At 73.8% G+C, this 23,733-nt stretch carries 20 protein-coding genes; 15 read left to right on the top strand and 5 right to left on the bottom strand.

What is annotated here, in order from left to right:
• Positions 1-31 precede the first annotated feature (31 nt).
• Positions 32-2,227 (bottom strand): glycogen debranching protein GlgX, encoded by a 2,196-nt coding sequence (gene glgX / locus ACXJKA_RS04130; RefSeq protein WP_456823905.1) that lies wholly within the window; start codon positions 2,225-2,227, stop codon positions 32-34.
• A gap of 142 nt (positions 2,228-2,369) precedes the next feature.
• Between glgX and ACXJKA_RS04125 the strand changes: the two genes are divergently transcribed.
• The 5 genes from ACXJKA_RS04125 to ACXJKA_RS04105 all read left to right on the top strand — a co-directional run bounded on the left by ACXJKA_RS04125 (position 2,370) and on the right by ACXJKA_RS04105 (position 7,908).
• The gene (locus ACXJKA_RS04125; protein WP_456823904.1) at positions 2,370-3,158 is read left to right on the top strand and encodes an electron transfer flavoprotein subunit beta/FixA family protein; all 789 of its coding nucleotides are present in this window, start codon (positions 2,370-2,372) and stop codon (positions 3,156-3,158) included.
• 36 nt (positions 3,159-3,194) lie between these two features.
• Positions 3,195-4,175 (top strand): electron transfer flavoprotein subunit alpha/FixB family protein, encoded by a 981-nt coding sequence (locus ACXJKA_RS04120; protein ID WP_456823903.1) that lies wholly within the window; start codon positions 3,195-3,197, stop codon positions 4,173-4,175.
• Between the two features lie 34 nt (positions 4,176-4,209).
• Positions 4,210-5,685, top strand: a complete 1,476-nt coding sequence (locus ACXJKA_RS04115; protein WP_456823902.1) for an outer membrane protein assembly factor BamB family protein — start codon at positions 4,210-4,212, stop codon at positions 5,683-5,685.
• Between the two features lie 234 nt (positions 5,686-5,919).
• Complete coding sequence (locus ACXJKA_RS04110; RefSeq protein WP_456823901.1) at positions 5,920-7,401, top strand: outer membrane protein assembly factor BamB family protein; 1,482 nt, start codon at positions 5,920-5,922, stop codon at positions 7,399-7,401.
• A gap of 123 nt (positions 7,402-7,524) precedes the next feature.
• The gene (locus tag ACXJKA_RS04105; protein ID WP_456823900.1) at positions 7,525-7,908 is read left to right on the top strand and encodes a PLD nuclease N-terminal domain-containing protein; all 384 of its coding nucleotides are present in this window, start codon (positions 7,525-7,527) and stop codon (positions 7,906-7,908) included.
• A gap of 3 nt (positions 7,909-7,911) precedes the next feature.
• Here ACXJKA_RS04105 and ACXJKA_RS04100 read toward each other — a convergent pair whose 3' ends face one another.
• Positions 7,912-8,913, bottom strand: coding sequence for a phosphotransferase family protein (locus ACXJKA_RS04100; protein ID WP_456823899.1), 1,002 nt, complete (start codon positions 8,911-8,913; stop codon positions 7,912-7,914).
• Between the two features lie 97 nt (positions 8,914-9,010).
• Between ACXJKA_RS04100 and ACXJKA_RS04095 the strand changes: the two genes are divergently transcribed.
• Genes ACXJKA_RS04095 through ACXJKA_RS04070 form a run of 6 tightly spaced genes read left to right on the top strand, consistent with a single transcriptional unit; the run spans position 9,011 to position 16,207 of the window.
• Complete coding sequence (locus tag ACXJKA_RS04095) at positions 9,011-10,201, top strand: cysteine desulfurase family protein (protein WP_456823898.1); 1,191 nt, start codon at positions 9,011-9,013, stop codon at positions 10,199-10,201.
• Complete coding sequence (gene mnmA, locus ACXJKA_RS04090) at positions 10,201-11,304, top strand: tRNA 2-thiouridine(34) synthase MnmA (protein WP_456823897.1); 1,104 nt, start codon at positions 10,201-10,203, stop codon at positions 11,302-11,304. Before ACXJKA_RS04095 ends, mnmA begins: the two co-directional genes overlap by 1 nt.
• Positions 11,301-12,329 (top strand): hypothetical protein, encoded by a 1,029-nt coding sequence (locus ACXJKA_RS04085; protein WP_456823896.1) that lies wholly within the window; start codon positions 11,301-11,303, stop codon positions 12,327-12,329. The genes mnmA and ACXJKA_RS04085 overlap by 4 nt, the downstream gene beginning before the upstream one ends.
• 2 nt (positions 12,330-12,331) lie before the next feature.
• Entirely contained in the window at positions 12,332-12,694 is a 363-nt protein-coding gene (locus ACXJKA_RS04080) for a hypothetical protein (RefSeq protein WP_456823895.1), read from the top strand.
• A gap of 2 nt (positions 12,695-12,696) precedes the next feature.
• On the top strand, positions 12,697-14,907 hold the full coding sequence (gene ligA / locus ACXJKA_RS04075) for an NAD-dependent DNA ligase LigA (protein ID WP_456823894.1): 2,211 nt from the start codon (positions 12,697-12,699) through the stop codon (positions 14,905-14,907).
• Between the two features lies 1 nt (position 14,908).
• A complete protein-coding gene (locus ACXJKA_RS04070; RefSeq protein WP_456823893.1) occupies positions 14,909-16,207 on the top strand; it encodes a GNAT family N-acetyltransferase in 1,299 nt (432 codons plus the stop codon).
• A 47-nt stretch (positions 16,208-16,254) separates the two neighbouring features.
• Here ACXJKA_RS04070 and ACXJKA_RS04065 read toward each other — a convergent pair whose 3' ends face one another.
• Complete coding sequence (locus tag ACXJKA_RS04065) at positions 16,255-16,941, bottom strand: TetR/AcrR family transcriptional regulator (RefSeq protein WP_456823892.1); 687 nt, start codon at positions 16,939-16,941, stop codon at positions 16,255-16,257.
• 79 nt (positions 16,942-17,020) lie between these two features.
• On the opposite strand from ACXJKA_RS04065, the gene ACXJKA_RS04060 reads away from it, so the two are divergent.
• Positions 17,021-17,950 (top strand): alpha/beta fold hydrolase, encoded by a 930-nt coding sequence (locus ACXJKA_RS04060; RefSeq protein WP_456823891.1) that lies wholly within the window; start codon positions 17,021-17,023, stop codon positions 17,948-17,950.
• A 39-nt stretch (positions 17,951-17,989) separates the two neighbouring features.
• Here ACXJKA_RS04060 and ACXJKA_RS04055 read toward each other — a convergent pair whose 3' ends face one another.
• A complete protein-coding gene (locus ACXJKA_RS04055; RefSeq protein ID WP_456823890.1) occupies positions 17,990-18,646 on the bottom strand; it encodes a ThuA domain-containing protein in 657 nt (218 codons plus the stop codon).
• An 11-nt stretch (positions 18,647-18,657) separates the two neighbouring features.
• Positions 18,658-19,839 (bottom strand): ROK family protein, encoded by a 1,182-nt coding sequence (locus ACXJKA_RS04050; protein ID WP_456823889.1) that lies wholly within the window; start codon positions 19,837-19,839, stop codon positions 18,658-18,660.
• 109 nt (positions 19,840-19,948) lie between these two features.
• On the opposite strand from ACXJKA_RS04050, the gene ACXJKA_RS04045 reads away from it, so the two are divergent.
• Genes ACXJKA_RS04045 through ACXJKA_RS04035 form a run of 3 tightly spaced genes read left to right on the top strand, consistent with a single transcriptional unit; the run spans position 19,949 to position 23,645 of the window.
• Positions 19,949-21,478 carry a sugar ABC transporter ATP-binding protein gene (locus ACXJKA_RS04045; protein WP_456823888.1) on the top strand — a complete coding sequence of 510 codons (1,530 nt, stop codon included), beginning with the start codon at positions 19,949-19,951 and terminating at the stop codon, positions 21,476-21,478.
• A complete protein-coding gene (locus ACXJKA_RS04040) occupies positions 21,475-22,524 on the top strand; it encodes an ABC transporter permease (protein ID WP_456823887.1) in 1,050 nt (349 codons plus the stop codon). The genes ACXJKA_RS04045 and ACXJKA_RS04040 overlap by 4 nt, the downstream gene beginning before the upstream one ends.
• 56 nt (positions 22,525-22,580) lie before the next feature.
• The gene (locus ACXJKA_RS04035) at positions 22,581-23,645 is read left to right on the top strand and encodes a substrate-binding domain-containing protein (RefSeq protein ID WP_456823886.1); all 1,065 of its coding nucleotides are present in this window, start codon (positions 22,581-22,583) and stop codon (positions 23,643-23,645) included.
• Positions 23,646-23,733 lie beyond the last annotated feature (88 nt).

The following is a 23,733-nucleotide window of genomic DNA, read 5'->3' as shown; positions in this document are numbered from 1 at the left end:
CCGCCTCGACCGCGACGCGGTCTGGGCCCGGCTACACCAGGACGTACACGCGCATGCTGAGCGCCTCGACCACGGTCGCCTCGCCCGGCTCCGCGTGCAGCCCGCCCTCGATCGCGGCGGCGCGCTCCTCCGCGGGGTTCTCCCAGACCGAGTCCCACGCGAGGCGCCAGCGGCCGCCGTGGTCGTCGGCCAGGATCAGGTGCACCGCGTCGAGCGAGCCGTTGATCACCAGCAGCACGGTGTCCTGCTCGGGCGGCGGCGCCGTGCGGACCATCTGCAGGGTGCGGATCGACGGGTCGTGCCAGCGGTCGTGGTCGAACGGCAGGCCCAGCGCGTCGAACCAGGCGAGGTCCGGGCGCCTGCCGGGCACGTACGGCCGGCCCGAGTAGAAGCGCTCGGTGCGCAGGGCCGGGTGCTCGCGGCGCAGCAGCAGCAGCCAGCGGGCGGTCGACAGCATGTCCTTGCGCCAGGCCGACATGTCCCAGCGCAGCCAGGAGATCTCGTTGTCCTGGCAGTAGGCGTTGTTGTTGCCCCGCTGGGTCCGACCCATCTCGTCGCCCGCCGTGATCATCGGCGTGCCGGCCGCGAGCACGAGCGTGGCGAACAGGTTGCGGATCGAGCGGCGGCGCAGGGGCACCAGGTCGACGGCCGGGGAGTCCTGCTCCACCGGGCCCTCGACGCCGTGGTTCCACGAGCGGTTGTCGTCGCTGCCGTCGCGGTTCTGCTCGCCGTTGGCGGCGTTGTGCTTGTGGTCGTACGCGACCAGGTCGGCCAGCGTGAAGCCGTCGTGCGCGGTGATGTAGTTGACCGACGTGGCCGGCCCGCGGACCAGCGGCGGGTCGCTGTGCCCGAACAGGTCGACGGACCCGGACAGCCGCGTCGCCAGGTCGCGCACCCGGTGGCCGGGCAGGCCGTGGGCCGCGCGGCCCGGGTCGGCCAGCCAGAACGACCGGGCGGCGTTGCGGAACCTGTCGTTCCACTCCGCGAACGGGATGGGGAACTGCCCGGTGCGCCAGCCGCCGGGGCCGACGTCCCAGGGCTCGGCGACGAGCTTGAGGCCGTGCAGCGCGGGCTCCGTGGCCATCGCGACGAGCGCGGGGTGGTCGGGCGAGAAGCCGCCCGGGTCCCGCCCGAGCGTGACCGCGAGGTCGAACCGGAAGCCGTCGACGCCGACGACGTCCGCCCAGTAGCGCAGCGAGTCGAGCGTCATGCGGACCACCTCGGACCGGCGGAAGTCCAGCGTGTTGCCGGTGCCGGTGACGTCCGCGAGCGCGGCCGGAGCGCCGCCGTCGTGCGCGTAGTAGACGGAGCTGTCGAGCCCGCGCCACGACAGGTGCTGCCCGGGCAGGCCGCCCTCGCACGTGTGGTTGTAGACGACGTCGAGCAGCACCTCGAGGCCCGCCTCGTGCAGCGCGTGCACCGCCGTGCGCAGCTCAGCCAGCACCGCGGCCGGGCCCTGCGCCCGCGCGGAGGCCGTCGCGTACGCCGCGTGCGGGGCGAAGAAGCCGAGCGTGCTGTAGCCCCAGTAGTTGGTCAGGCCTTTCTCGACGAGGTGCGGCTCGTCGGCGAACGCGTGCACGGGCAGCAGCTCGACCGCCGTCACGCCCAGCCCGAGCAGGTGGTCGATCACGACGGGGTGCGCCAGGCCGGCGTACGTGCCGCGCAGCTCCTCGGGCAGGCCGTCCGCCAGGAGCGTGAGCCCGCGGACGTGCGCCTCGTAGACCACCGTCTCGGACCACGGGATCCACGGGCGGTTCGTCGTGGGGTCGGGACCGGGCAGCTGGCGGGTGTCCACGACGACGGAGAACGGGACGTGGCCCGCCGAGTCGCGCGGGTCCGCCGGACCGTAGGGGTCGCCGACCAGGTCCGGCCCGACGCGGTGGCCGTACGTGTGCGGGGTGTGCGCGACCTCGCCGTCCAGCCCCCGGGCATAGGGGTCGACCAGCAGCTTGGCGGGGTTGTAGCGGTGGCCCGCTGCCGGGTCCCAGGGGCCGTGCGCGCGGAAGCCGTACCGCTGGCCCGCGGCCACGTCCGGGACGGACGCGCTGAACACGCCGTGCACCGGGCCGTCGAGCCGGATCCGGCGCTCCTGGCGTCCGTCGGGACCGTCGAACAGGCACAGGTCGACACCCGTGGCGTGCGCCGCGAAGACAGCGGCATCGACGCCCTCGTCGGTCACGTGCACACCGAGGCGGGGCGCGCGTCGGCGGGGGGAGGGCTGGGTCACCGGGACATTGTGCGGGACGGAAGCCCACACATGTCGGGCGGAAGGGCCTGAGGAAGATGTTGAAGTTCTCACACAACGGTCGTCAGGCCCGTCCGTGGGACGGAGGTCCACCGCGTCGGGGCCGGGCGGTAACGTTCCGCGGGTGAGGATCGTCGTCTGCGTGAAGCATGTCCCTGACATCCAGTCCGAGCGGGCCCTGGGCCCCGACGGTCGCGTGGTTCGCGACGGCGGGGACGGCACCATCAACGAGCTGGACGAGAACGCCGTCGAGGCGGCGCTCGCGCTGGTCGAGTCGCACGAGGGTTCCGTGGTCGCCCTGACCGTGGGTCCCGACGACGCCGCCGACGCCGTCCGCCGCGGCCTGCAGCTCGGCGCGGACGAGGCCGTCCACGTGGTCGACGACGCGATCGCCGGCTCTGACGTGATCGGCACGGCCCGGGTGCTCGCCGCCGCGATCCGTCACCTCGACGCGCAGGAACCGGTCGACCTGGTCATCACCGGCATGGCCGGCCTGGACGGGCTGACGTCCCTGCTGCCGACCGCGCTCGCCGAGCTGCTGGACCTGCCCGCGCTGCCGCTCGCCGCCGGCCTCACCGTCGACGGCCGCACCGTGCGGGTGGAGCGCAACCTCGACCACGCCGCCGAGGTGCTCGAGGCGTCGCTGCCCGCGCTCGTGTCCGTCACCGACCAGGCCAACGAGCCGCGCTACCCCAACTTCAAGGGCATCATGGCGGCCCGCAAGAAGCCGATCACCACCCTGACGCTGGCCGACCTCGACATCGACGGTGCGCACGTGGGCGCCGCGGGTGCCCGCACCGAGGTGCTCGAGGCCGCCGCCCGACCGCCCCGTGACAACCGCGTGCTGGTGCAGGACACGGGGGACGCCGGCATCCGGCTCGCCGCGTACCTCGTCGACAACCAGCTCGTCTGACCTGGCTCCGAAAGCGATGAACAGAGGACCGCTGCTGTGACTGCTCCCGTAATCGTGCTCGTCGACCACACCGAGGCCGGTGCCGTCCGCGCGCCCGTGCGCGAGCTGCTGACGCTCGCGCGCGACCTGGCCGGGTCGGCCGGCGTGCACGCCGCGTGGGCCGTCGACGGGGTCGAGCCGTCCCCCGAGGTCGTCGCCGAGCTCGCCGCCCTGGGTGCCACGCACGTGCACCGCGTCGTCGCCGACGCCGACCTGCACCTCTCGGCCGTGCTCGCGGAGGCGCTCGCGTCGCTGCTCGACGCCACGGGCGCCGCCCTGGTGCTGACGGTCTCGTCGTTCGAGAACAAGGAGGCCGCCGCGCGCCTCGCGGTGAGCACCGGTGCGGGGGTCGTCACCGACGCGGACGGGCTCGCGCTCGTCGACGGTCGGTACGTCGCCTCGAAGACGGTCTTCGCGGGCACCTGGACCACCGCGTGCGCCGTCACCACCCCGCTGGCGATCGTCACGGTCAAGCCGAACTCGGTGCAGGCCTCGACCGTGGACGGCGTCACGCCGCAGGTCGGCGAGCACACCGTCACCGTGAGCGACAAGGCCCGGCGGGTCACCCTGGTCGAGCGCACCGAGCGACCCGCGAGCGGGCGGCCCGACCTCGGCAGCGCGAGCGTCGTCGTCGCCGGCGGTCGCGGCACCGAGGGCGACTTCTCCGTGGTCGAGGAGCTGGCCGACGTGCTCGGCGGCGCGGTGGGTGCCACGCGCGTGGCCACCGACGAGGGCTGGATCGGCCACGACGCGCAGATCGGGCAGACCGGCGTCACCATCGCGCCGCGGCTCTACGTCGGCGTCGGCGTCTCCGGTGCGGTCCACCACCGCGGCGGCATGCAGGCGTCCGGCACGATCGTGGCCGTGAACTCCGACCCCGACGCCCCGATCTTCGAGATCGCGGACTTCGGCGTCGTCGGGGACCTGTTCACCGTCCTGCCGCAGGCCGTCGCGGAGATCCGCCGCCTCAAGGGCTGACCCGCCGGGGCGAGCGCGGGCGGATAATCGCGCCATGCGGCGCGTGGGCATGGACGCGGTCGAGCTCGTCGAGCACGACGACGTTCCCGCGCGCCCGACCGAGCAGGTGCCGCCGCGCCGGTCGAGGCGATGGCTGCTGGTCCCCGCTGTCGCTCTGGCCGCGCTCGTTGCCGTGCAGGTCGTCGTGCAGGTGCGCGAGCGTGCCGCCGTCTCTGAGCTGGCGCGGGTGCCGGGGGTCGTCCGGCCGGTCGACCAGCGCCTGCAGATCCAGTGGCGGCCGGAGGCAGGTGCCGAGTCGGTGCTCTGGTCCGGCATCAACCCCGACGGCGCGCTGGTGGGACTGCGCCGGGCGAGCGACGAGTCGCAGGCAGTGGTCGCCGTCGACGAGCGGACGGGCGAGCAGATCTGGAGCACGCCGCTCGCCGACGCGCACGAGGTGGCCCGCGACGACGAGGGATTCAGCTCGCTCGGCGGGTGCGTGGGCGACCCCGGGGACGCCGGCCGGGCGGTCTGCCTGGTCACCGACGCCGTCATGGCCTACCGCGAGGCCGAGAACGTCCTCGTCCCGTCGGACCTGAGCCGGCTCGTGGTCGTGGACCTTTCCGACGGCTCGGTCGTCGCCGACCGGCAGGCGCCGGGAGCGACGGCGTTCGCTGCGCTCCCGGGCGGCGTGGTCGTCGTCGGGACCCCGGGCGCGGACGATGCGCTCGTCGTCACGGCCACCGACCTGCTGAGCGGGCGCGGGCGATGGCAGACCGTCGTGCCGTCCGACACGGCCGAGCCGGACGAGGGCGGTTTCGTCGACCGGTCGACGACCGTCTTCCCCACGGCGGACGGGCTCGCCGTCGTGACGGCGGGCGACCGGATCACGCTTCTCGACGGCGAAGGCCATCGGCTGGGCGCGGGCGTCGACGCGAGCAACGGCTTCGAGCCCGAACCACGGTGGGGGACCGTGGCTGCGTTCACGCAGGACGACCGGCGCCGCGAGACGACGACGCTCATGGGTGACGGGCCGGACGTCGTCCTGGACGGCCGGCTGGCGCCGGTCTCGGCGGACGACGGCAGCCTTCCCGGGCTGGTGCTCGCGGCGGGCTCGAGGATCCACGCGTACGACCGATCGACGGGACGCGAGCGGTGGAGCGTGGGGCACGGCCTGTCGGGCTCCGCGGTCGTGGCGCGCGGGCACGTGTACCTCAGCACCCCGGACGGGGTCGTGGCCGTGGACGGCCGCACAGGCGAGGAGCTCTGGCGGGCACAGGTCATGAAGGGCCGGACGATGGGCGACCTGGTCACCGACGGTCGCCACCTGCTCAGCGGCCAGGTGCGGCCGGACGAGCCGGGCGACGTGGCCGCGCTGAACGACTGGCCCGGGGTCGGCGAGCTCGTCGCGTACCGGTTCGCCGACGGCGCCGAGCAGTGGCGCGTCGACCTGCCCGGGACCCTGCTCGGCATCGGCTCGGTGGGGCACGCCCTGCTGGGCTGGGGCTCCACGTCCGCGGTCCTCGGCTGAGCGGGTTCGGGGATGAACCGGTCGGTCCAGTGGCGTCGCTGCCAGAAGGACTGACGGCGATCGCTGACTGCTCGTCCTCGTCCTCCTGCGCTCGGGGCGGTGGCGCCGAGACGCAGGCCGACGAGGTGGGGACCGGCTGGTGGGCGGGTGGCCCGGCGAGGTGGTCGTCCTGGCGGCCGGCGGCGCGTTCTGGTTCGGCTGACCGTGCGTTGTGTGCCCGGATAGTCTCCGGCCATGGCTCGGCGCGAGGTCATGCAGGCGGTCGAGCTCGTCGAGCACGACGTCGCGGCCGACGAGCCTGCCGCCGACGGGCCCCCGTCGCGCCGCCGGCTGTCCCGCCGCCGGCTGCTGGTGCCGGCGGCCGTGGTGGTCGCGCTCGTCGGGACGCAGCTCGTCGTCGCGACACGGGAGCGCGCGGCCGTCGCCGCTCTGGCCGAGGTCCCGGGCGTCGTCCGGCCCGTGGACGCCGATCTCCGGGTGCTGTGGACGCCAGAGCCGCAGTCGTCGGTGCTCGGGTCGGGCATCGTCGTCGACGGGAAGCTCGTCGGCCTGGACACCGCGGCCGACGGCGCGCAGTCCCTCGTGGCCGTCGACGAGCAGACAGGCGCCCGCACGTGGGCGACACCGCTGAGCGACGCCCACACGATCGACCGCGGCACCGACGGGTTCTCCCCGGTCGGCGGGTGTCTCGCCGAGCCGGGAACGGCCGGCCGGGCGGCCTGTCTCGTCACCGACGGGTACCTGACCTATCGGGACACGGCGATCGTCTACGTCCCGGACACGGCGAGCCGGCTCGTCGTGGTCGACGTCGCCGACGGCTCGATCCTCGCCGACCGGCCGGCACCGTCCGCGGTGGCGGCCGTCCTGCTGCCGAGCACGGCCGTGACTGCCGTACCGCAGGAGGACGGCGCGGTCGTGGTCACCGCCACGGACCTGGTCAGCGGGAGCCCGGCGTGGCAGACCGTCGTCCCACCTTCGCCCAGCGTGCCGGACGACAGCGGCTTCTCCGACGGGTCCACCTCGATGTTCGCGACCGCCGACGGGGTCGGCGTGGTCCTGCGGGGCCGACGCCTGACCCTGCTGGACACGCAGGGTCGCGTCGTGCGGTCGGACCTCGACGCGGACATGGGCTACTCGGCCGACCCGGGCCGCGCGAGCGTGGCCGTGTTCTCGATGGACGAGGCGGGTCGGCAGCGCACGACGGTCGTGGGCGACGGGCCGGATCTCGAGCTCACGGGCGGGATGGTCCAGCTGTCGGCCGACGACGGGAGCGTGCCCGACCTCGTGCTCGTCGCGGACACCACGGTCCGCGCCTACGACCGGTCGACGGGAGACGCGCGCTGGAGCATCCGGCACGTCATCGCGGGGGACGCCCTCGTGCTGCGCGGGCGGGTGTACGTGAGCACCGGCGGCGGCGTGGTCGCGGTCGACGGCCGCACGGGCAAGGAGCTCTGGCGCGCGCCGGTCGGGCCCGGGCTGACCCTGGGCGGGCTGGTCACGGACGGGCGCCACCTGCTCAGCTCGCAGCAGCGCCCCGAGGAGCCGGGAGACGTGACGTCACCGGACGACTGGCCGGGGGTCGGGGTGCTCGTCGCGTACCGGTTCGACGACGGTGGCGAGGACTGGCGAATCGACCTGCCCGACGGCCTGTTCGGGGTCGGGGCGGTCCGCCACACCCTCGTCGGCTGGGGATCCACGTCGGCCGTGCTCGGGTGAGTGCTCCGTCCGGGTGATCGGCTCCGCCGGGCGACGAAGCGCCGGACAACGGGATCCGCGGTTGGCTAGCGTGCGCGTCGGTCCCGGCTGCCCGTGCGCCGGGTGGGCGCCCGAGGAGAGACCGTGATCCGCTACCTGCCGTTCCTGATCGAGCTGGCGCTGCTGGTGTACTGCCTCATCGACTGCATCCAGACCGATGTGCCGCGGAACCTCTCGAAGACCACCTGGGTGTTCGTCATCATCATCCTGCCGCTGGTCGGCGGGATCGCGTGGCTGGTCGCGGGCCGCCCCGAGCACCGGCCCGCGCGGAACGTGGCGTGGCCGTCGACGCGGACCGCGGGGTTCCCGGAGTACGAGCGGCCGCGCCGGTCGGGCCCGGACGACGACGCCGAGTTCCTGGCGGGCATGCGCACGTCCGACCAGACCCACGAGCAGATGCTCAGGGACTGGGAGGCGCAGCTGCGCGAGCGGGAGCAGAAGCTCGAGCGCGACGACACGTCGTCCTGAGGATCAGGACAGCTCGCGCAGCCAGCGGACCGTGGCGAGGCCCTGCGCGGCCTGGAACCGGCGCAGGTTGGGGATGCCGAGGGGCGCGGGCTGCCGTGAGCTCCACGCGAAGTAGCCGGCCAGCCCCGCCAGCCCCGCCCGCAGGTGGTCGTCGTGCACACCGTCCGACACCGCGTGCGTGCGGAAGTTCGTCGCCGGGTCGCCGCCGCCCTGCAGCGCGACGCTGGGCAGCATGAACGCGAGGTCGAGCCAGGGGGCGCCGACGCTCGCGTGCGGCCAGTCGATGAGCCAGACGCGGTGCTGGTGGTCGGGGTCGATCATGACGTTGTCGGCGCGCAGGTCGCCGTGCACGAGCGCGTCGCCGGCGCACACCCGCAGCGCCTCCTGCTCCCAGCGGACCAGCCGCTCGATGTTGTCGAGCGCCCACCGCCCGGCGTCGCCGGCCAGCTCGGCGTAGCGGACCTGCGTCTCGGCGTCGAGCGCGCGCAGCTTGCGCCAGCCGGTGAAGTCGTCGGCCAGCTGGTCGTCGGTGCGGGGCAGCTGGTGGCCGGGCAGCGGCTCGGCGTCTGCAAGCGCTCCCAACGCGTCGGCGACGGCCCGCAGGTCGGCCGGCTTCCACGGCAGCTCGGGGGAGCGCCCGTGGACCACCTCGAAGCCGAGGATGACCCAGTCGTCGTCGTCGGAGAACCACAGCAGCCGCGGGGCGGGGACCTGCGGCGGCAGGGCGCGCGAGACGCGGATCTCGGCGCGCGCGAGGTCCGGCGAGACGGGGTTCTGCTCGGCGGAGACGGCCTTGACGAAGACGCCGCGCCCGTCGGCGAGCTCGAGGACGGCGGCGAAGCCGGGACTGAACCCGCTGGTCGCGCTGATCTCGGCCGTGACCTGGGAGCCGGCGAGCTCGGCGATCCGGGCCCGGACGGGGCGCGGGAGGTCGCGCCAGTCCAGCCGCTGGCCGCTGAAGGCGAGCGGGAGGGCGATGACGTCGTCGGCACTCACGCCGGACATCCTGCCAGGAGATTCGCGGCCGTCGGAGGGCCATCCCACGGACTGTGCGGTCGGGGCCGTCCGAGACTGTGCCGCGCGGTTCGTAGGATGGACCCCGATGAGCGTGTATCTCGATCATGCGGCGACCACGCCCATGATCCCGGAGGCCGCGCGGGTGCTCGCCGAGCAGCTCGCGCGCCCCGGCAACCCCTCCTCGCTGCACGCGTCGGGCCGGGCCGCCCGGCGGGTGGTGGAGGAGTCCCGTGAGCGGCTCGCCGCGGCCCTGGGTGCGCGCCCGAGCGAGGTCGTCTGGACCTCGGGCGGCACGGAGGCCGACAACCTCGCGGTGAAGGGCCTGTTCTGGGCCCGCCGCACGCAGCACCCGGACCGCCGACGCCTGCTGGTGTCCGCCGTCGAGCACCACGCCGTGCTCGACCCCGCCTTCTGGATGGCCGAGCACGCCGGCGCCGAGCTTGTGCTGCTGCCGGTCGACGCCGACGGCGTGCTCGAGGTGGACGCCCTGCGCGAGGAGCTCGAGCGGAACGGCGAGCAGGCCGCGCTGATCTCCGTGATGTGGGCGAACAACGAGGTCGGGGCGCTGCAGCCCCTCGACGAGGTGGTCGCGCTGGGCCGCCGGTTCGGGGTGCCTGTGCATGCCGACGCCGTGCAGGCCGTGGGGCAGGTGCCCGTCGACTTCGGTGCGTCCGGGCTCGACGCGATGACCGTCACCGGTCACAAGGTGGGTGGCCCCGGCGGCGCCGGGGCGCTGCTCGCCCGCCGCGGCCTCGACGTCACGCCCGTGCTGCACGGTGGCGGCCAGGAGCGCGGGGTGCGGTCGGGCACGCTCGACGCGGCGCTGCTGGCGTCGTTCGGGCTCGCCGTCGACGTGGCGGTCGCCGGCCGCGAGGCGTTCGCCGACCKGGTGGGAGCGCTCCGCGACGCCCTGGTCGCCGGGGTGGAGTCGGTCGTGCCCGACGCGGTGCTGCGCGGACCGCGGGACGCGGAGAGGCGGCTGCCCGCGAACGCCCACTTCACCTTCCCCGGTTGCGAGGGCGACTCGCTGCTCTACCTGCTCGACTCTGCCGGGATCGAGGCATCGACGGGGTCCGCCTGCCAGGCCGGCGTGCCGCGGCCGAGCCACGTGCTGCTGGCGATGGGCGTCGACGAGGTCGCCGCGCGCGGCGCGCTGCGGTTCAGCCTCGGGCACACCTCGACCGCCGACGACGTCGAGGCGCTGCTGTCCGCGCTGCCGGGCGTCGTCGACCGCGCCCGCGCGGCCGGGCTGGCGACCGTCGGGGCGGTGTCCTGATGCGCGTGCTGGCGGCCCTGTCCGGCGGCGTCGACTCCGCCGTATCCGCGGCCCGTGCCGTGGACGCCGGGCACGACGTGGTCGGCGTGCACATGGCCCTGTCGCGCACCCGCGACCAGTTCCGCACGGGCTCGCGCGGCTGCTGCTCGATCGAGGACGCCGGCGACGCCCGCCGGGCCGCGGACGTGCTCGGCATCCCGTACTACGTCTGGGACCTCTCCGAGCGGTTCGAGGAGACGGTGGTCGCCGACTTCGTCGCCGAGTACGAGGCGGGCCGCACGCCCAACCCGTGCGTGCGCTGCAACGAGCACATCAAGTTCGCGACCCTGCTGGACAAGGCCGTGGCCCTCGGGTTCGACGCGGTCTGCACGGGCCACTACGCCCGCATCGAGACCCGCGCCGACGGCACCCGGGAGCTGCACCGCGCCCAGGACCTCGCCAAGGACCAGTCCTACGTGCTCGCCGTGATGGKCCCGGAGCGGCTCGCGCGGTCGATGTTCCCGCTGGGGGACGTCGCCTCGAAGGAGCAGACCCGCGCCGAGGCGGCCGCGCGAGGGCTGTCGGTCTCGGCGAAGCCCGACTCCTACGACATCTGCTTCGTCGCCGACGGCGACACCCAGGGATTCCTGCGCTCGCGGCTCGGGTCGCAGCCGGGCGAGATCGTCGACGCGACCGGCGCGGTGCTGGGCGCGCACGACGGCGCCTACGCGTACACGGTCGGTCAGCGGCGTGGCCTGTCCATCGGGACGCCCGCCCCCGACGGGAAGCCCAGGTACGTGCTCTCGATCGAGCCCGTGCACAACCGCGTGGTGGTCGGGTCCGTGGACGACCTCGTCGTGGGGGCCGTCGAGGCGGACCGGGCAGTGTGGTTCGTCGACGGCGCCGACTCGTCGTTCGACTGCTCGCTGCAGGTCCGCGCGCACGGCACACCGGTCCCCGGCCGGGCGACCGTGCGCGACGGCGTGGTCGAGGTGGTCCTCGAGGACACCTCGCTGCGCGGCGTCGCGCCCGGCCAGTCGGCCGTCCTGTACGACGGCACGCGCGTGCTCGGGCAGGCGACGGTGACCGCCGCCCGGCGCGCCACCGCCGGTGCCACCCGGTGAGCGGGCGACCATCCGTCACGGGCACCGGTCCGTGGCCGGGCCTCGACGTGCTCGAGGCGCAGACCGTCGTCGTCGGTGACCTCGTCGACACCCCGTCCGAGGTGGCCGGCCTGCCGTTCACCGTCCAGCTGGCCGAGCGCGGGCCGTGGGGTGACCGGACCGGACGCGCGGCCGCGCTGCTGGCGGAGCTGCCCACCGAGCTGGGCCCGCACGGCTGGAAGCTGGCCGACCGGCCCGGGCGAGACCTCGCCCGGGCGCAGGCCTACGGGCGCGAGGACGTCGACGCGCTGGCCGTGGCCGGCCACGGGTTCACGGGTCGGCTCGTGGTGCCCGTCCTCGGGCCGATGACGCTCGCCGCCTCTCTCTACCTGTCGCGCGGGGACCGGGTGCTGTCCGACGCGGGGGCCGTCCGCGAGCTGGCCGCGTCGCTGGCCGTCGGCCTCGCGGAGCACCTCGCGACGATCCGCCGGTCCGTGCCCGGCGCCGAGCCGATCGTGCTGCTGCACGAGCCGCTGCTCGCGCAGGTCATGGCCGGAGTCCTGCCGTCGTTCTCCGGGTATTCCGCGCTGCGCTCGGTGCCCGGGCCCGTCGCGGCCGAGCGGCTCTCCGAGGTGGCCGCCGGCATCCGCCTCCTCGAGGGCGCGCAGGTCGTGGTGCACGGAGGCAGCGCCTGGACCTCGCTGGGCGCGATCCGGGCCGCGAAGGTCGACGGCTTCGGGCTGGCGGTGGACGCGCTCGACGAGCGGAGCTGGGAGAAGGTCGCCGAGGTGGTCGAGGGCGGGCTGGCCTTCTGGCCCGAGCTGCCACCGCAGGCCTCCTCGCAGTGCGCCGGTCCCGACGTGACGGGCCAGGCCGAGGCGCTCACCCGGCCGTGGCGGTCGGTCGGGCTGCCCATGGCGGGCCTGCGGGACGTCGTCCTGCTCGCCGGCGACATCACCGGGAAGGGCAGCCCGGACGACGCCCGCGCCGTGCTGGCCGGACTGGTACGGGCCGCGCGGATCGTGGCCGAACGAGCGGAGGACTGACGGTGGCGGCAGCACAACCGAGCGTGGGGCGCGCCCTGGCGCTGCTGATCGCCTCCGGCGCGGCGATCGTCGGGATGGTGCTTCTCGTCATCTGCTACACCGGCATCGGCGTGAGCACGCTGACCTCCTCGAAGGACGACCCCCACCCGTGCGTGCAGGCCTATGCGGCCGGGACCGACGACGCGAGCGTCCGGTACACCGTCGTCCCGCCGAAGGCGATCTGCACGTGGGACGTCGCGGGGCAGCCGACGGAGGTCGTCGTTGCCTCCGCGTCGCCCGCCCTGTTCACCGCGGGCGCGGTCCTGGCCGTCGGGGGAGTCCTCGTGTGCGCCGTCCTGCTGATCACGGGGCGCCGTCGCAGGTAGGTGTGGGTGCTCCGCGCCATGATGGGGGCGTGAGCAACGAGATCGACGACGACGCCGCCGCCCGCGAGATCCCCGCTGAGGCCCGACACCGCTGGACCGAGCTGGCCGCCCTGATCGAGGCCGACCAGTTCGCGTACTACATCCGTGACGCCCCGGTGTCGTCGGACAAGCAGTACGACGAGCGGCTGCGCGAGCTGCAGGCCCTCGAGGACGAGCACCCGGGCCTGCGCACCCCGGACTCGCCCACGCAGCGGGTGGGCGGCACGTTCTCCACGGAGTTTGCCTCGGTCGAGCACGTCGAGCGGATGCTGTCGCTGGACAACGCGTTCTCCGACGAGGACATCAGCACCTGGGCGGGCCGCCTGCACCGGGACCTCGAGTCCGACGCGACGCTGCACTACCTCTGCGAGCTGAAGATCGACGGGCTCGCCATCGCGCTGCTGTACGAGCAGGGCAGGCTCGTGCGGGCCGCCACGCGCGGCGACGGGCGCACGGGCGAGGACGTCACGCTCAACGTGCGCACCATCTCGACCATCCCGGCCGTGCTCGGCGGCGACCCGTCCACCCACCCGGAGCGGATCGAGATCCGCGGCGAGGTGTTCCTGCCGGTCGCGGCGTTCGCCGAGCTCAACGCCTCGCAGGTGGAGGCGGGCAAGAGCCCGTTCGCCAACCCCCGCAACGCGGCGGCGGGCTCGCTGCGGCAGAAGGACCCGCGAGTCACCGCGTCGCGCGACCTGCGGATGTACGCGCACGGGATCGGCGCGCTCGTGTGGGGAACAGGCCGCGGCACCGGGATCGAGCGGCAGTCGCAGGTGTACGACCTGCTCGCATCGTGGGGCGTGCCCGTGTCCGGGCACACGCGGATCGTCGAGGGGCTGGACGGCGTGCGGGAGATGATCGCCTACTACGGCGAGCACCGGCACGACGTCGAGCACGAGATCGACGGCATCGTGATGAAGGTCGACGAGATCGCGCTGCAGCGCCGGCTCGGCTCGACCAGCCGGGCGCCGCGGTGGGCGATCGCGTACAAGTATCCGCCCGAGGAAGTGAACACCAAGCTCCTCGACATCCGCGTGAACGTGGGGCGCACCGGGCGCGTGACGCCGTTCGGGGTGATGGAGCCGGTGTTCGTGTCCGGGTCGACGGTCGAGATGGCGACGCTGCACAACGCGAGCGAGGTGGCGCGTAAGGGCGTGCTCATCGGCGACACCGTGGTGCTCCGCAAGGCGGGCGACGTCATCCCCGAGATCGTCGGACCCGTGGTGGACCTGCGCGACGGCACCGAGCGCGCGTTCGTCATGCCGACGGAGTGCCCCTCGTGCGGCACGCCGCTGGCGCCCGCCAAGGAGGGCGACGTCGACATCCGCTGCCCCAACCAGCGGTCTTGCCCCTCGCAGCTGCGCGAGCGGCTGTTCCACGTCGCGTCGCGCGGGGCGTTCGACATCGAGGCGCTCGGCTGGGAGGCGGCCAGCGCGCTGCTGACGGCGGGCGTGGTCACCGACGAGGGGGACCTGTTCGCGCTCGACGCGGACGCGCTGCGCAAGGTGCCGCTGTTCACGCTGTCGGCGCGCTCCAAGGTGGCCGGCGCGGTCCGCGAGGCGGGCGACCTCAACGCGACCGGTGCCGCCCTGCTGGGCAACCTGGAGAAGGCCAAGCAGGCGGCGCTCTGGCGCGTCATCGTGGCGCTCTCCATCCGTCACGTCGGGCCGACGGCGGCGCGGGCGCTCGCGCAGCACTTCGCGTCGGTGCCGGCGATCGCGACGGCCACCGAGGAGGAGATCGCCGCGGCCGAGGGGGTCGGGCCGACCATCGCCGCCGCCGTCGTGGCGTGGTTCGAGCAGCCCGGCGAGGACGACAAGTGGCACGCGGCGATCGTGGAGAAGTGGGCGGCGGCCGGGGTGCGGATGCAGGAGGAGCGCGACGAGTCGGCGCCGCGCACGCTGGAGGGGCTGACGGTCGTGGTCACCGGCGGGCTCGAGCGGTTCAGCCGGGACGGCGCCAAGGAGGCGATCCTGGCGCGCGGGGGCAAGTCGGCGGGCAGCGTGTCGAAGAAGACGGACTACGTGGTCGTGGGGGAGAACGCCGGGTCCAAGGAGGCCAGGGCGCGCGAGCTCGGGCTCCGGATCCTCGACGAGGCGGGGTTCGAGGCGCTGCTGGCTCAGGGGCCGGCCGGCGTGGGGGACACCGCGTCGACCGTTGTCGAGGAGGGCTGACGTGCCCGGCGCCGTGGTCAGGGTGGCCAGCGGGGGTCAGGTGGCCGACGCCGGGGCGCTGACCGCCGAGGCGTACCTGGCCGACCGGCTGGTCGACGCGACCGACTCGTACGCTGACGAGCTGCGCGACGCCGAGCGGCGGGCGCGCGAGGCGACGCTGCTGGTCGCGCTGCTGCCGCCCGGCGAGGGGGATGGCGGGGAGGCCGAGCGCGACGACCTGGTGGTCGTCGGCACGGTGACGCTCGCCCCGTACGGCACCTCGTACGCGGAGATCGCCGAGCCCGGGGAGCTGGAGATCCGGATGCTCGCGGTCGCGCCCGAGGCGCGGCGTCGCGGGATCGCCGAGCTGCTGGTGTCCGCGGCGCTGCGCGAGGCGGTCGCCGGCGGCGCGCGGCGCGTCGTCCTGTCGACCCTCGACTCGATGCAGGCGGCGCAGCGGCTCTACAAGCGGCTCGGGTTCGTCGCCGTCCCCGAGCGGGACTGGGGCCACGTCGAGGTGCACCTGCGCGTGCACACCTGGACCCCGCCGGACGCGCCCGGAGCGCTGGTGGAGTCCGCGACCTGGCCGCCCGCCCGGGTGGTCGACGTGGACGGCTGGCGGGTGGGGTTGTCGGGCGGACTGACCCGGCGGGCCAACAGCGTCCTCCCGCTCGGTTCTCCGCCGGACGTGGGCGCGGCGCTCGACACGGTCGAGCGGCTGTACGCCGAGGCGGGGCAGCCGTCGATCGTGCGGGTGTCCCGCACGGCGACGCCGGCGCTGGACGACCTGCTCGCGGAGCGCGGCTACCGGGCTGTGTCCCACACGGACGTCCTCGTGCGTGAGGTCGACGACGGCTCCGCCGAGGCGGTGCGGCCGCCCGCGGGTCCCGTGCGCGTGACGGTCGCGGACCGACCGGACGACGCGTGGCTCGCGGCGTGGGCGGGTTCCAAGGCCCGGCTGCACGCCACCGGCACGGCGCACGACGACGACGGCGCGAGTCTCCGGCTGGCGCGCGCGGTGCTCGGGGGTGCGCCCGCGATCTACCTCACCGCGACCGACGCCTCCGGACCCGTCGGCGTGATCCGGGCGGCGTTCGCGGAGGACTGGGTGGCGCTGTCGAGCCTGGTGGTCGTGCCGTCGGCCCGCCGTCGCGGGCTGGGCCGGTCGCTCACGCTGCGTGCCCTGCGCGAGGCGGCCGACCGCGGCGCTCGCCGCGCGTTCCTGCAGGTGGAGGCCGAGAACACGGCCGCGGCCGCGCTCTACACGGGACTGGGGTTCCAGCCGGCGGAACGGTACGTGTACCGGGAGCTGCTCTGGTAGCAGAGACCGGCGCACAGTCCCGGGCGTCGCGGCGCTGACCGGCGCGGCTAGCCCACCAGCAGTCCCCGCAGGAGGCGGCTGAGCACGCGCTCGACCTGGTCCTCGTCCGCCGCCGCGGGTGGGGACGACAGGGCGGCGGCGAGGTACGGGTGTGCTCCGGCGCGGGCGACGGCCGCGAGGTGCTGGGCGGCGGCGAGCTGCCGACGCCGCTCCGCCGGGTCGGCGGCGTGCTGCTCGATCCGGGTGCGGGCGAGGAGCCGGACGACGGCGCTGAAGACGCCGACGGCTTCGAGCTTGCGGTGGCCGTCGACATCGAGGCCGCGCATCGCGACGAGAGCTCGTTCGACGTAGTTGACGGCGTGTGGCCCGAGGTCGACCGACGTCGGGACCTCGACGAGCCACGGGTGCCGCAGGTACACGGCGCGGCTCTCGCGAGCGAGCGCGAGCATGTCGTCGAGCCAGTCGTCGCCGGTGCGGCCGGTGTCGTCGATCTCCCCGTTGACCTGGTCGACCATGAGCGCCAGCAGCTCGTCCCGGGACTGCACGTAGCGGTAGAGCGAGGCCGAGCCGCCCCCGAGCAGCTGGGCGACCGATCGCATCGTGACCGCCGGAAGACCCTCGGCGTCCGCCAGCCGGATCGCGACGGCGGCGATGCTCTCGCGGGTGTGCTCCGGGGCTCGGCCCCGACTGCCGCGCTCGGGACGCATCCAGATGCTCGTCTGCTCGGTCTCCACGGGCACAGCCTCTCTCACGATTGTCGACGCCGTGCGCTAGAATAGCGAACACTGATCGCAATTAACGAGGAGAGCCGCTATGACCTACCCGACCCGCACCGGCGAGAGTGCCTGGACGCCGCCGCAACACGCCCGCCATGGCGAGGTCGACGTCGCGTTCGACCGCCTCGCGGGTGCGGACGGCATGCCGCTGCTGCTCGTCATGGGCCTGGCCACGTCGCGGTTCTGGTGGCCCACCGGCCTGTGCGAGGCCTTCGCGGCAGAGGGATTCGCGGTGGCCCGCTACGACCAGCGCGACGCCGGCGAGTCGACCCGGATGCCCGACGTCGCCGGGTCGAACCCGTTCGCAGCCCTTCTCCGCAAGAAGGGCGAGGCGTACACCGCCGAGGACATGACCGACGACGCGATCGCGGTGCTGGACGAGCTGGGCTGGCCGCAGGCGCACATCTTCGGGCACTCCCTGGGCGGGGCCGTAGCGCAGCGCATCGCCTTGCGTCACCCCGACCGCGTCCGGTCCGTCGTGTCCTCCGCGGCGCTGCCGAGCGACGTGTCCGGCCTTGGCGTAGCGCGCTATCTGCGCGTCGGCCTGCTGGCGAGGCTCGCGCGGACCACGTTCCCCGAGGGTCGCGAGGGGGACATCCAGGCGAACCTCGCGGTGGCGCGTGGGGTCGCATCGCCCGCCTACCCGTTCGACGAGGACGCCGCGCGGGACTGGATCGAGCGCGAGGTCGACTCCGGTCCGCGGGACACCAAGGCGCAGAGCCGCCAGATCGGCGCGCAGTGGCACGGCCCGCGGCTGCGTGACCTCCGCGCGCCCGCGCTCGTGCTGCACGGCGAGGCGGACCCGATCCTGCGGGTGTCGGCCGCGAGGGCCACCGCGAACGCGATCGACGGCGCGCGGCTCGTGACGTTCCCCGGCGTCGGCCACGACCTGCCCGCGCCGTTGTGGCCGACCGTCGCGCGCGAGGTCAGCGACCTCGCGCGGCGGGCGGAGGCCGCGGTGGTCTGACGGGTCAGCGAACGGGGCGGCCGACCCCCGGGCGCGGCCTCACCGGCTCGCCCAGAGCAGGCCGCGCTCGATGATCGTGCGGACAGCGGGCACCTCGAGATCGGCCAGCTGGTGGCCCGGCGCGCAGACGAAGACGCGACCGGCGCCCCAGCGGCGCGTCCAGACGGCCGGCGACGTGACGGGTGCGTGCCAGGGGTCGTCGGGACCCGGCGTGATCGTGGTGGTCGCCAGCACGTCGTTGAGCGGGTCGGTCAGCAGCCAGTACTGCTCGGAGCGCAGCGTGAAGTCGTGGACGCCCTCGACGATCGGGTGGTCGCCGGTGACGTTGATGGTGTGCTCGACCAGGGTGCCGCCGGGGTGCGCCGCGAACTGGGCGCCGACCAGCTGGAGGTAGTCGGTGGCGATCCGGAAGGAGTCGACGATCCCGCCGTGCCAGCCGGCGAACCCGGTGCCGGCGGCGACGGCGGACCGTAGGCCGCGCAGCTCGTCGGCGAGGATGTCGCMCATGGTCCAGCACTGCACGACGAGGTCGGTGGCGCCCATGAGGTCGGCATCGGCGTAGGCCTCGAGCGACCCCTCGACGACGACGTCGAAGTCGTGCTCGCGCAGGAACGGCACGAAGAGCTCGGCGGCCTCCTCGGGGGCGTGCCCGTCCCACCCGCCACGGACGACGAGGGCTCGGCGTTGCTCGGTCACGACTGCGCCTCCTAGTTGATCAGTGCGTCGATGGCGGCGGCGGACAGGACGTGCTCGGAGGCCATGGCGGACGCGCCGAGCACGCCGGCGCGGCCCTTGGTGCGGGACGCGACGATGCGCAGGTGCTGCGTGGCCAGGGGCAGGGAGCGCCGGTAGACCACCTCGCGGATGCCGGCAAGCAGGTGCTCGCCCGCCTCGGCGACGACGCCGCCGATGACGATGACCGACGGGTTCAGCATGCTCACGCACGCGGCGAGCACCTCGCCGATGTGCCGCCCGGCCTCGCGGACCTCCCGTCCGGCGTCGAGATCGCCCGCGCGGACCAGGGCGACGACGTCCGCGCTGGTGGTGGCGTGCCCGCCGAGCGCCTGCAGGGCGCTCGCGATCGCCGGGCCGCTGGYGACGGCCTCGAGGCACCCCGTGTTGCCGCAGCGGCACGGCAGGTCCAGGCCGCCCGGGACGGCGATGTGTCCCAGGTCGCCGGCGGCTCCCTGGGCGCCGCGGCGGATGTGGCCGTCGGAGATGATGCCGGCGCCGATGCCGGTGGCGACCTTGACGAAGAGCAGGTGGTCGACCTCGGGCCACTGCGAGGTGTGCTCGCCGAGGGCCATGACGTTGACGTCGTTGTCCACGAGCACCGGGACGCGGAGCTTGCGGGACAGGAGCGCGGGCACGTCGGCGTCGTCCCAGCCCGGCATGATCGGCGGGTTGATGGGCCGGCCGGTGGAGTGCTCGACCGGTCCGGGCAGGCCGACGCCGACGCTCACCAGGTCGCTGATCGGGCGGCCGGCGGTGCCGAGCAGGTCGAGCGCGACCTCGACCACGCGGTCGAGCACAGGGACCGGGCCCTCGGAGATCGCGATGGGCTCGTGGTGCTCGGCGAGCACGGTGCCCACCAGGTCGGTGAGCGCGAGACGCGAGTGGGTGGCGCCGAGGTCGACCGCGAGGACGACGCGCGCGGCCGGGTTGAACGCGAACGTCGCGGGCGGGCGGCCGCCCGTCGAGCTGGCCTCGCCGGCCGGCGTGACCAGCCCCGACGACAGCAGGAGGTCGACCCGGGCGGCGATCGTGGAGCGCGCTTGCCCGGTGAGCGTGGCCAGGTCGGAGCGGGTGCGGGGCTGCCGGTCCCGGAGGAGCTGGAACATCTCCCCGGCGCCCGTCGGCTTGGGGGCGAACTTGAGGAGCTCGTCCATGCGCACAGTGAACCATTCCGCCTTGTGTAGGTCACGTTCACGTAACTATGACACATCCGTGCCGACTTTTGCTTGACCAACGACAGAAGTGGGTTCTACGTTCTGCCCCATGGTCAATGTGGACCCGACGGCAGACGCAGTGCCTCTCCTGCAGATGCGCGGCATCGTGAAGCAGTTCCCGGGAGCCCGGGCGCTGGACGGCGTCGACCTGGAGATCCGGGCCGGCGAGGTCCACTGCCTGCTGGGCCAGAACGGCGCGGGCAAGTCCACCCTCATCAAGGTGCTGGCGGGCGCCCACCAGCCCGACGAGGGCGAGATCCTGCTCGACGGTCAGCCCGTCACCATCGCGCACCCGGTTKCCGGCCTGCGCCTCGGTGTCGCGACGATGTACCAGGAGCTCGACGTGGTCGACGGGCTGTCCGTCGCGGAGAACATCTACCTGGGACACGAGCTCGCCACGGGCGGCTTCTCGCAGCGGCGCGCCGCGACGGCTCGGACGCGCGCTCTGCTCAAGCGCCTCGGCCACCCCGACATCTCGCCGCACCGCGAGGTCGGCCGGCTCTCGGCCGCCGGCAAGCAGATCGTGAGCATGGCCCGCGCTCTGTCCCACGACGCCCGCGTGATCGTCATGGACGAGCCGTCGGCCGTGCTCGACGCGGAGGAGGTGACCAACCTCTTCCGCGTGGTCCGTGAGCTCACGGCATCCGGCGTCGCGGTGGTCTACATCTCGCACCGCCTCGAGGAGATCCGCCAGATCGGGGACCGGATCACGGTGCTCAAGGACGGCCGGACGGTCGCGACCGGCCTGCCCGCCGCGGCGACGCCCACGGCGGAGCTCATCAAGCTGATGACCGGCCGCACCGTCGAGTACGCCATCGCGCCGCGCCCGCCGGTGGCCGAGGATGCCGCCACGGTGCTCAGCGTCGACGGGCTCGCACTGCGCGGGGCGTTCAGCGACGTGTCGTTCGAGGTGCGCGCCGGCGAGGTCGTCGGCCTCGCGGGGCTCGTCGGCTCAGGTCGCACCGAGATCCTCGAGACCATCTTCGGCGCCCGCCGCGCCACCGCCGGAACGGTGCGAGTGGGCGACCGTCGCCTGCGGGCCGGGTCGGTGAGCGACGCCGTGAAGGCGGGCATCGGGCTGTGCCCCGAGGAGCGCAAGAGCCAGGGCCTCATCCTCGACGAGCCGGTCTACCGCAACATCACGCTCTCGACGTTCACGCGCAACTCCACGGCGTCGTTCCTCGACGAGGGCGCCGAGCGCCGCGTCGCCACGGAGCAGATCCACGCGCTGGACGTGCGGCCGTCCGACCCGGACCGCAGTGCGCGCACCCTGTCGGGCGGCAACCAGCAGAAGGTCTTGCTGGCCCGCTGGCTCGTGCACGGCTGTCGCGTGCTGCTGCTCGACGAGCCCACGCGCGGCGTCGACGTCGGCGCCCGCGCGGAGATCTACGCCCTGATCGCCGACCTGGCCGCCCTCGGTGCGGCCGTGGTGGTCGTGTCCAGCGAGATCCCGGAGGTGCTCGGCCTGGCCGACCGCGTCCTGGTCATCTCCGAAGGGCGCGTGGTCCACGAGGGACCGGCGTCCGGCATCGACGAGCACCGCGTGCTCGACCTCGTCATGGAAGGAAGTGCCGCGTGAGCGAGCAGGACATCACGGCAGCCGTGCCGGCCGCCGACGAGAGCTCTCGGGTCGAAGAGGTCTCCTCGACCAGCAAGCGCGGCGGCCTCCTCTCGGGCGCCGCGGGTCGCAACCTCGGCCTGGTGATCGCCTTGGTCGCGATCTGCGCGTTCGGGGTGATCACCGCGGGGGAGCGGTTCGCGAGCATCGACAACGTGCTGACGATCCTGCGGCTCGCGGCAGTGCTCGGCGTGATCAGCATCGGGATGACCTTCGTCATCACGGGCGGTGGCATCGACCTGTCCGTCGGCTCGGTGATCGGCCTCGCCTCGGTCTGGGCGTCCACGCTGGCCACGCAGACCATGGCGCAGAACTCGCACTGGATCGTCATGGTCGGGTGCGCGCTCCTGGTCGGCCTGGGCGCCGGTCTCGTCAACGGCGTGCTCATCGCCTACGGCAAGGTCGTCGCGTTCATCGCGACGCTCGCCATGCTCGTCGGCGCGCGGGGGTTGGCGGAGATCATCGCCAACCGCCAGACGCAGGTGGTCAAGGTCCAGGGATTCCTCGACTTCTTCCGCGACGACTTCCTCGGCATCCCGATGCTGGTCTGGATCTTCGTGGTCGTCGCGGTCGTCGGCTGGATCGTGCTCAACCGCACCACCTTCGGGCGGCGCACCATCGCCGTCGGCGGCAACCCCGAGGCCGCCCGCCTCGCGGGCATCAAGGTGAAGCGCCACACGATGTACCTGTACGCCTTGTGCGGCCTGACCGCGGGCATCGGCGGCCTGATGATGCTCGGCCGCACGACGGCCGGCAGCTCGACCAACGGCCAGTTCTACGAGCTCGACGCCATCGCCGCCGTGGTCGTCGGCGGCACCCTGCTCATCGGCGGCCGCGGCACCATCGTCGGCACCGTCCTGGGCGTCCTGATCTTCACCACGCTCACCAACGTGTTCACGCAGAACAACCTGTCCATCTCGGCGCAGAACATCGCCAAGGGCGTGATCATCGTCGTCGCCGTGCTGCTCCAGCAGCGCATCGCCGAGCGCAGCCGCGCCGGAACCTGACCCCACCACCCGCTGTCCCCGTCTCAGTCATGCCCGTTCGATCAAGGAGGATCGTCATGTCCGCAGCACCCCTGCGCCGGCAGCGTTCACGCTGGACCGCGCTCGCCGCCACCACTGCACTCCTGGCGCTCGTCGTCACCGGCTGCACGTCCAACACCCCCGAGGACACCACCACCGACGAGCCGGCAGCTCCCGCCGCGGCCGCCACCGGCAACGACGAGGCGGGCGACGAGGTCAYGATCGGCTTCTCGGCCCCGGCGGCCGACCACGGCTGGATGGGTTCGATCACCAAGTCGGCCGTCGACGAGGCGGCCAAGTACTCGGACGTGAAGCTGGTCCAGGCCGAGGGCACCAACGACGTCAACGTGCAGATCAGCCAGATCGAGCAGTTCATCAACGACAAGGTCGACGCCATCGTGCTGCTGCCGTTCGACGGCGCCGCGCTCACCGAGGTCGCGACCAAGGCCATGGACGCCGGGATCGTCGTCATCAACGTGGACCGCGAGTTCGACAACCCCAACGCCGCGCGCACCACGGTGCTCGGCGACAACTACGGCATGGGCGTCAGCGCCGGCGCGTACATCTGCGGCGAGCTGGGCGGCAAGCCCGACGCGAAGGTCGCCGAGATCGCCGGCATCGACTCCCTGCCCCTCACGCAGGACCGCAGCCAGGGCTTCAAGGACGCGCTCGCCTCGTGCGGCCTCAAGGTGAGCAACCGCGTCGCGGCCGACTTCACGGTCCAGGGCGGTGAGGCCGCTGCGGCCAACCTGCTGCAGGCCGCGCCGCAGCTCGACGCCATCTGGAACCACGACGACGACCAGGGCGTCGGCGTCATGGCGGCCATCGAGAACGCCGGCCGCGACGAGTTCTTCATGGTCGGCGGCGCGGGCTCCAAGAACGTCATGGAGTCCATCAAGGCCGACAACACGGTGCTCAAGGCGACGGTCATCTACCCGTCGACCCAGGCCGCCGACGGCATCAAGCTCGCCCGCCTGCTGGTGCAGGGCAAGTCGATGAGCGACCTGGTCGAGGTCGAGGTGCCCCGCAAGGTGCAGCTGTACGCGCCCGTCGTCACCAAGGACAACGTCGACCAGTACCTGCCCAGCGCCTTCGAGTCCTGAGCCAGCCTGACCGAGCCGGGCGGGTCCCCCTCCGCAGGGGACCCGCCCGGGGCCAGAAGGAGGAGCCGTGACAGCAGCACCCCCGCGC

This window comes from Cellulomonas sp. P5_E12 (assembly GCF_054049315.1).
Note: the sequence above shows the minus strand (reverse complement) of the source record. Positions and strands in the feature narration are given on the sequence as shown.

Bases quoted from the DNA above. Each gene is read 5' to 3' on its own strand.
- ACXJKA_RS04110 (WP_456823901.1), top strand. From the start codon at position 5,920: ATGGCTCGGCGCGAGGTCATGCAGGCGGTCGAGCTCGTCGAGCACGAC.
- ACXJKA_RS04060 (WP_456823891.1), top strand. From the start codon at position 17,021: ATGACCTACCCGACCCGCACCGGCGAGAGTGCCTGGACGCCGCCGCAA.
- ACXJKA_RS04115 (WP_456823902.1), top strand. From the start codon at position 4,210: ATGCGGCGCGTGGGCATGGACGCGGTCGAGCTCGTCGAGCACGACGAC.
- ACXJKA_RS04100 (WP_456823899.1), bottom strand. From the start codon at position 8,913: ATGTCCGGCGTGAGTGCCGACGACGTCATCGCCCTCCCGCTCGCCTTC.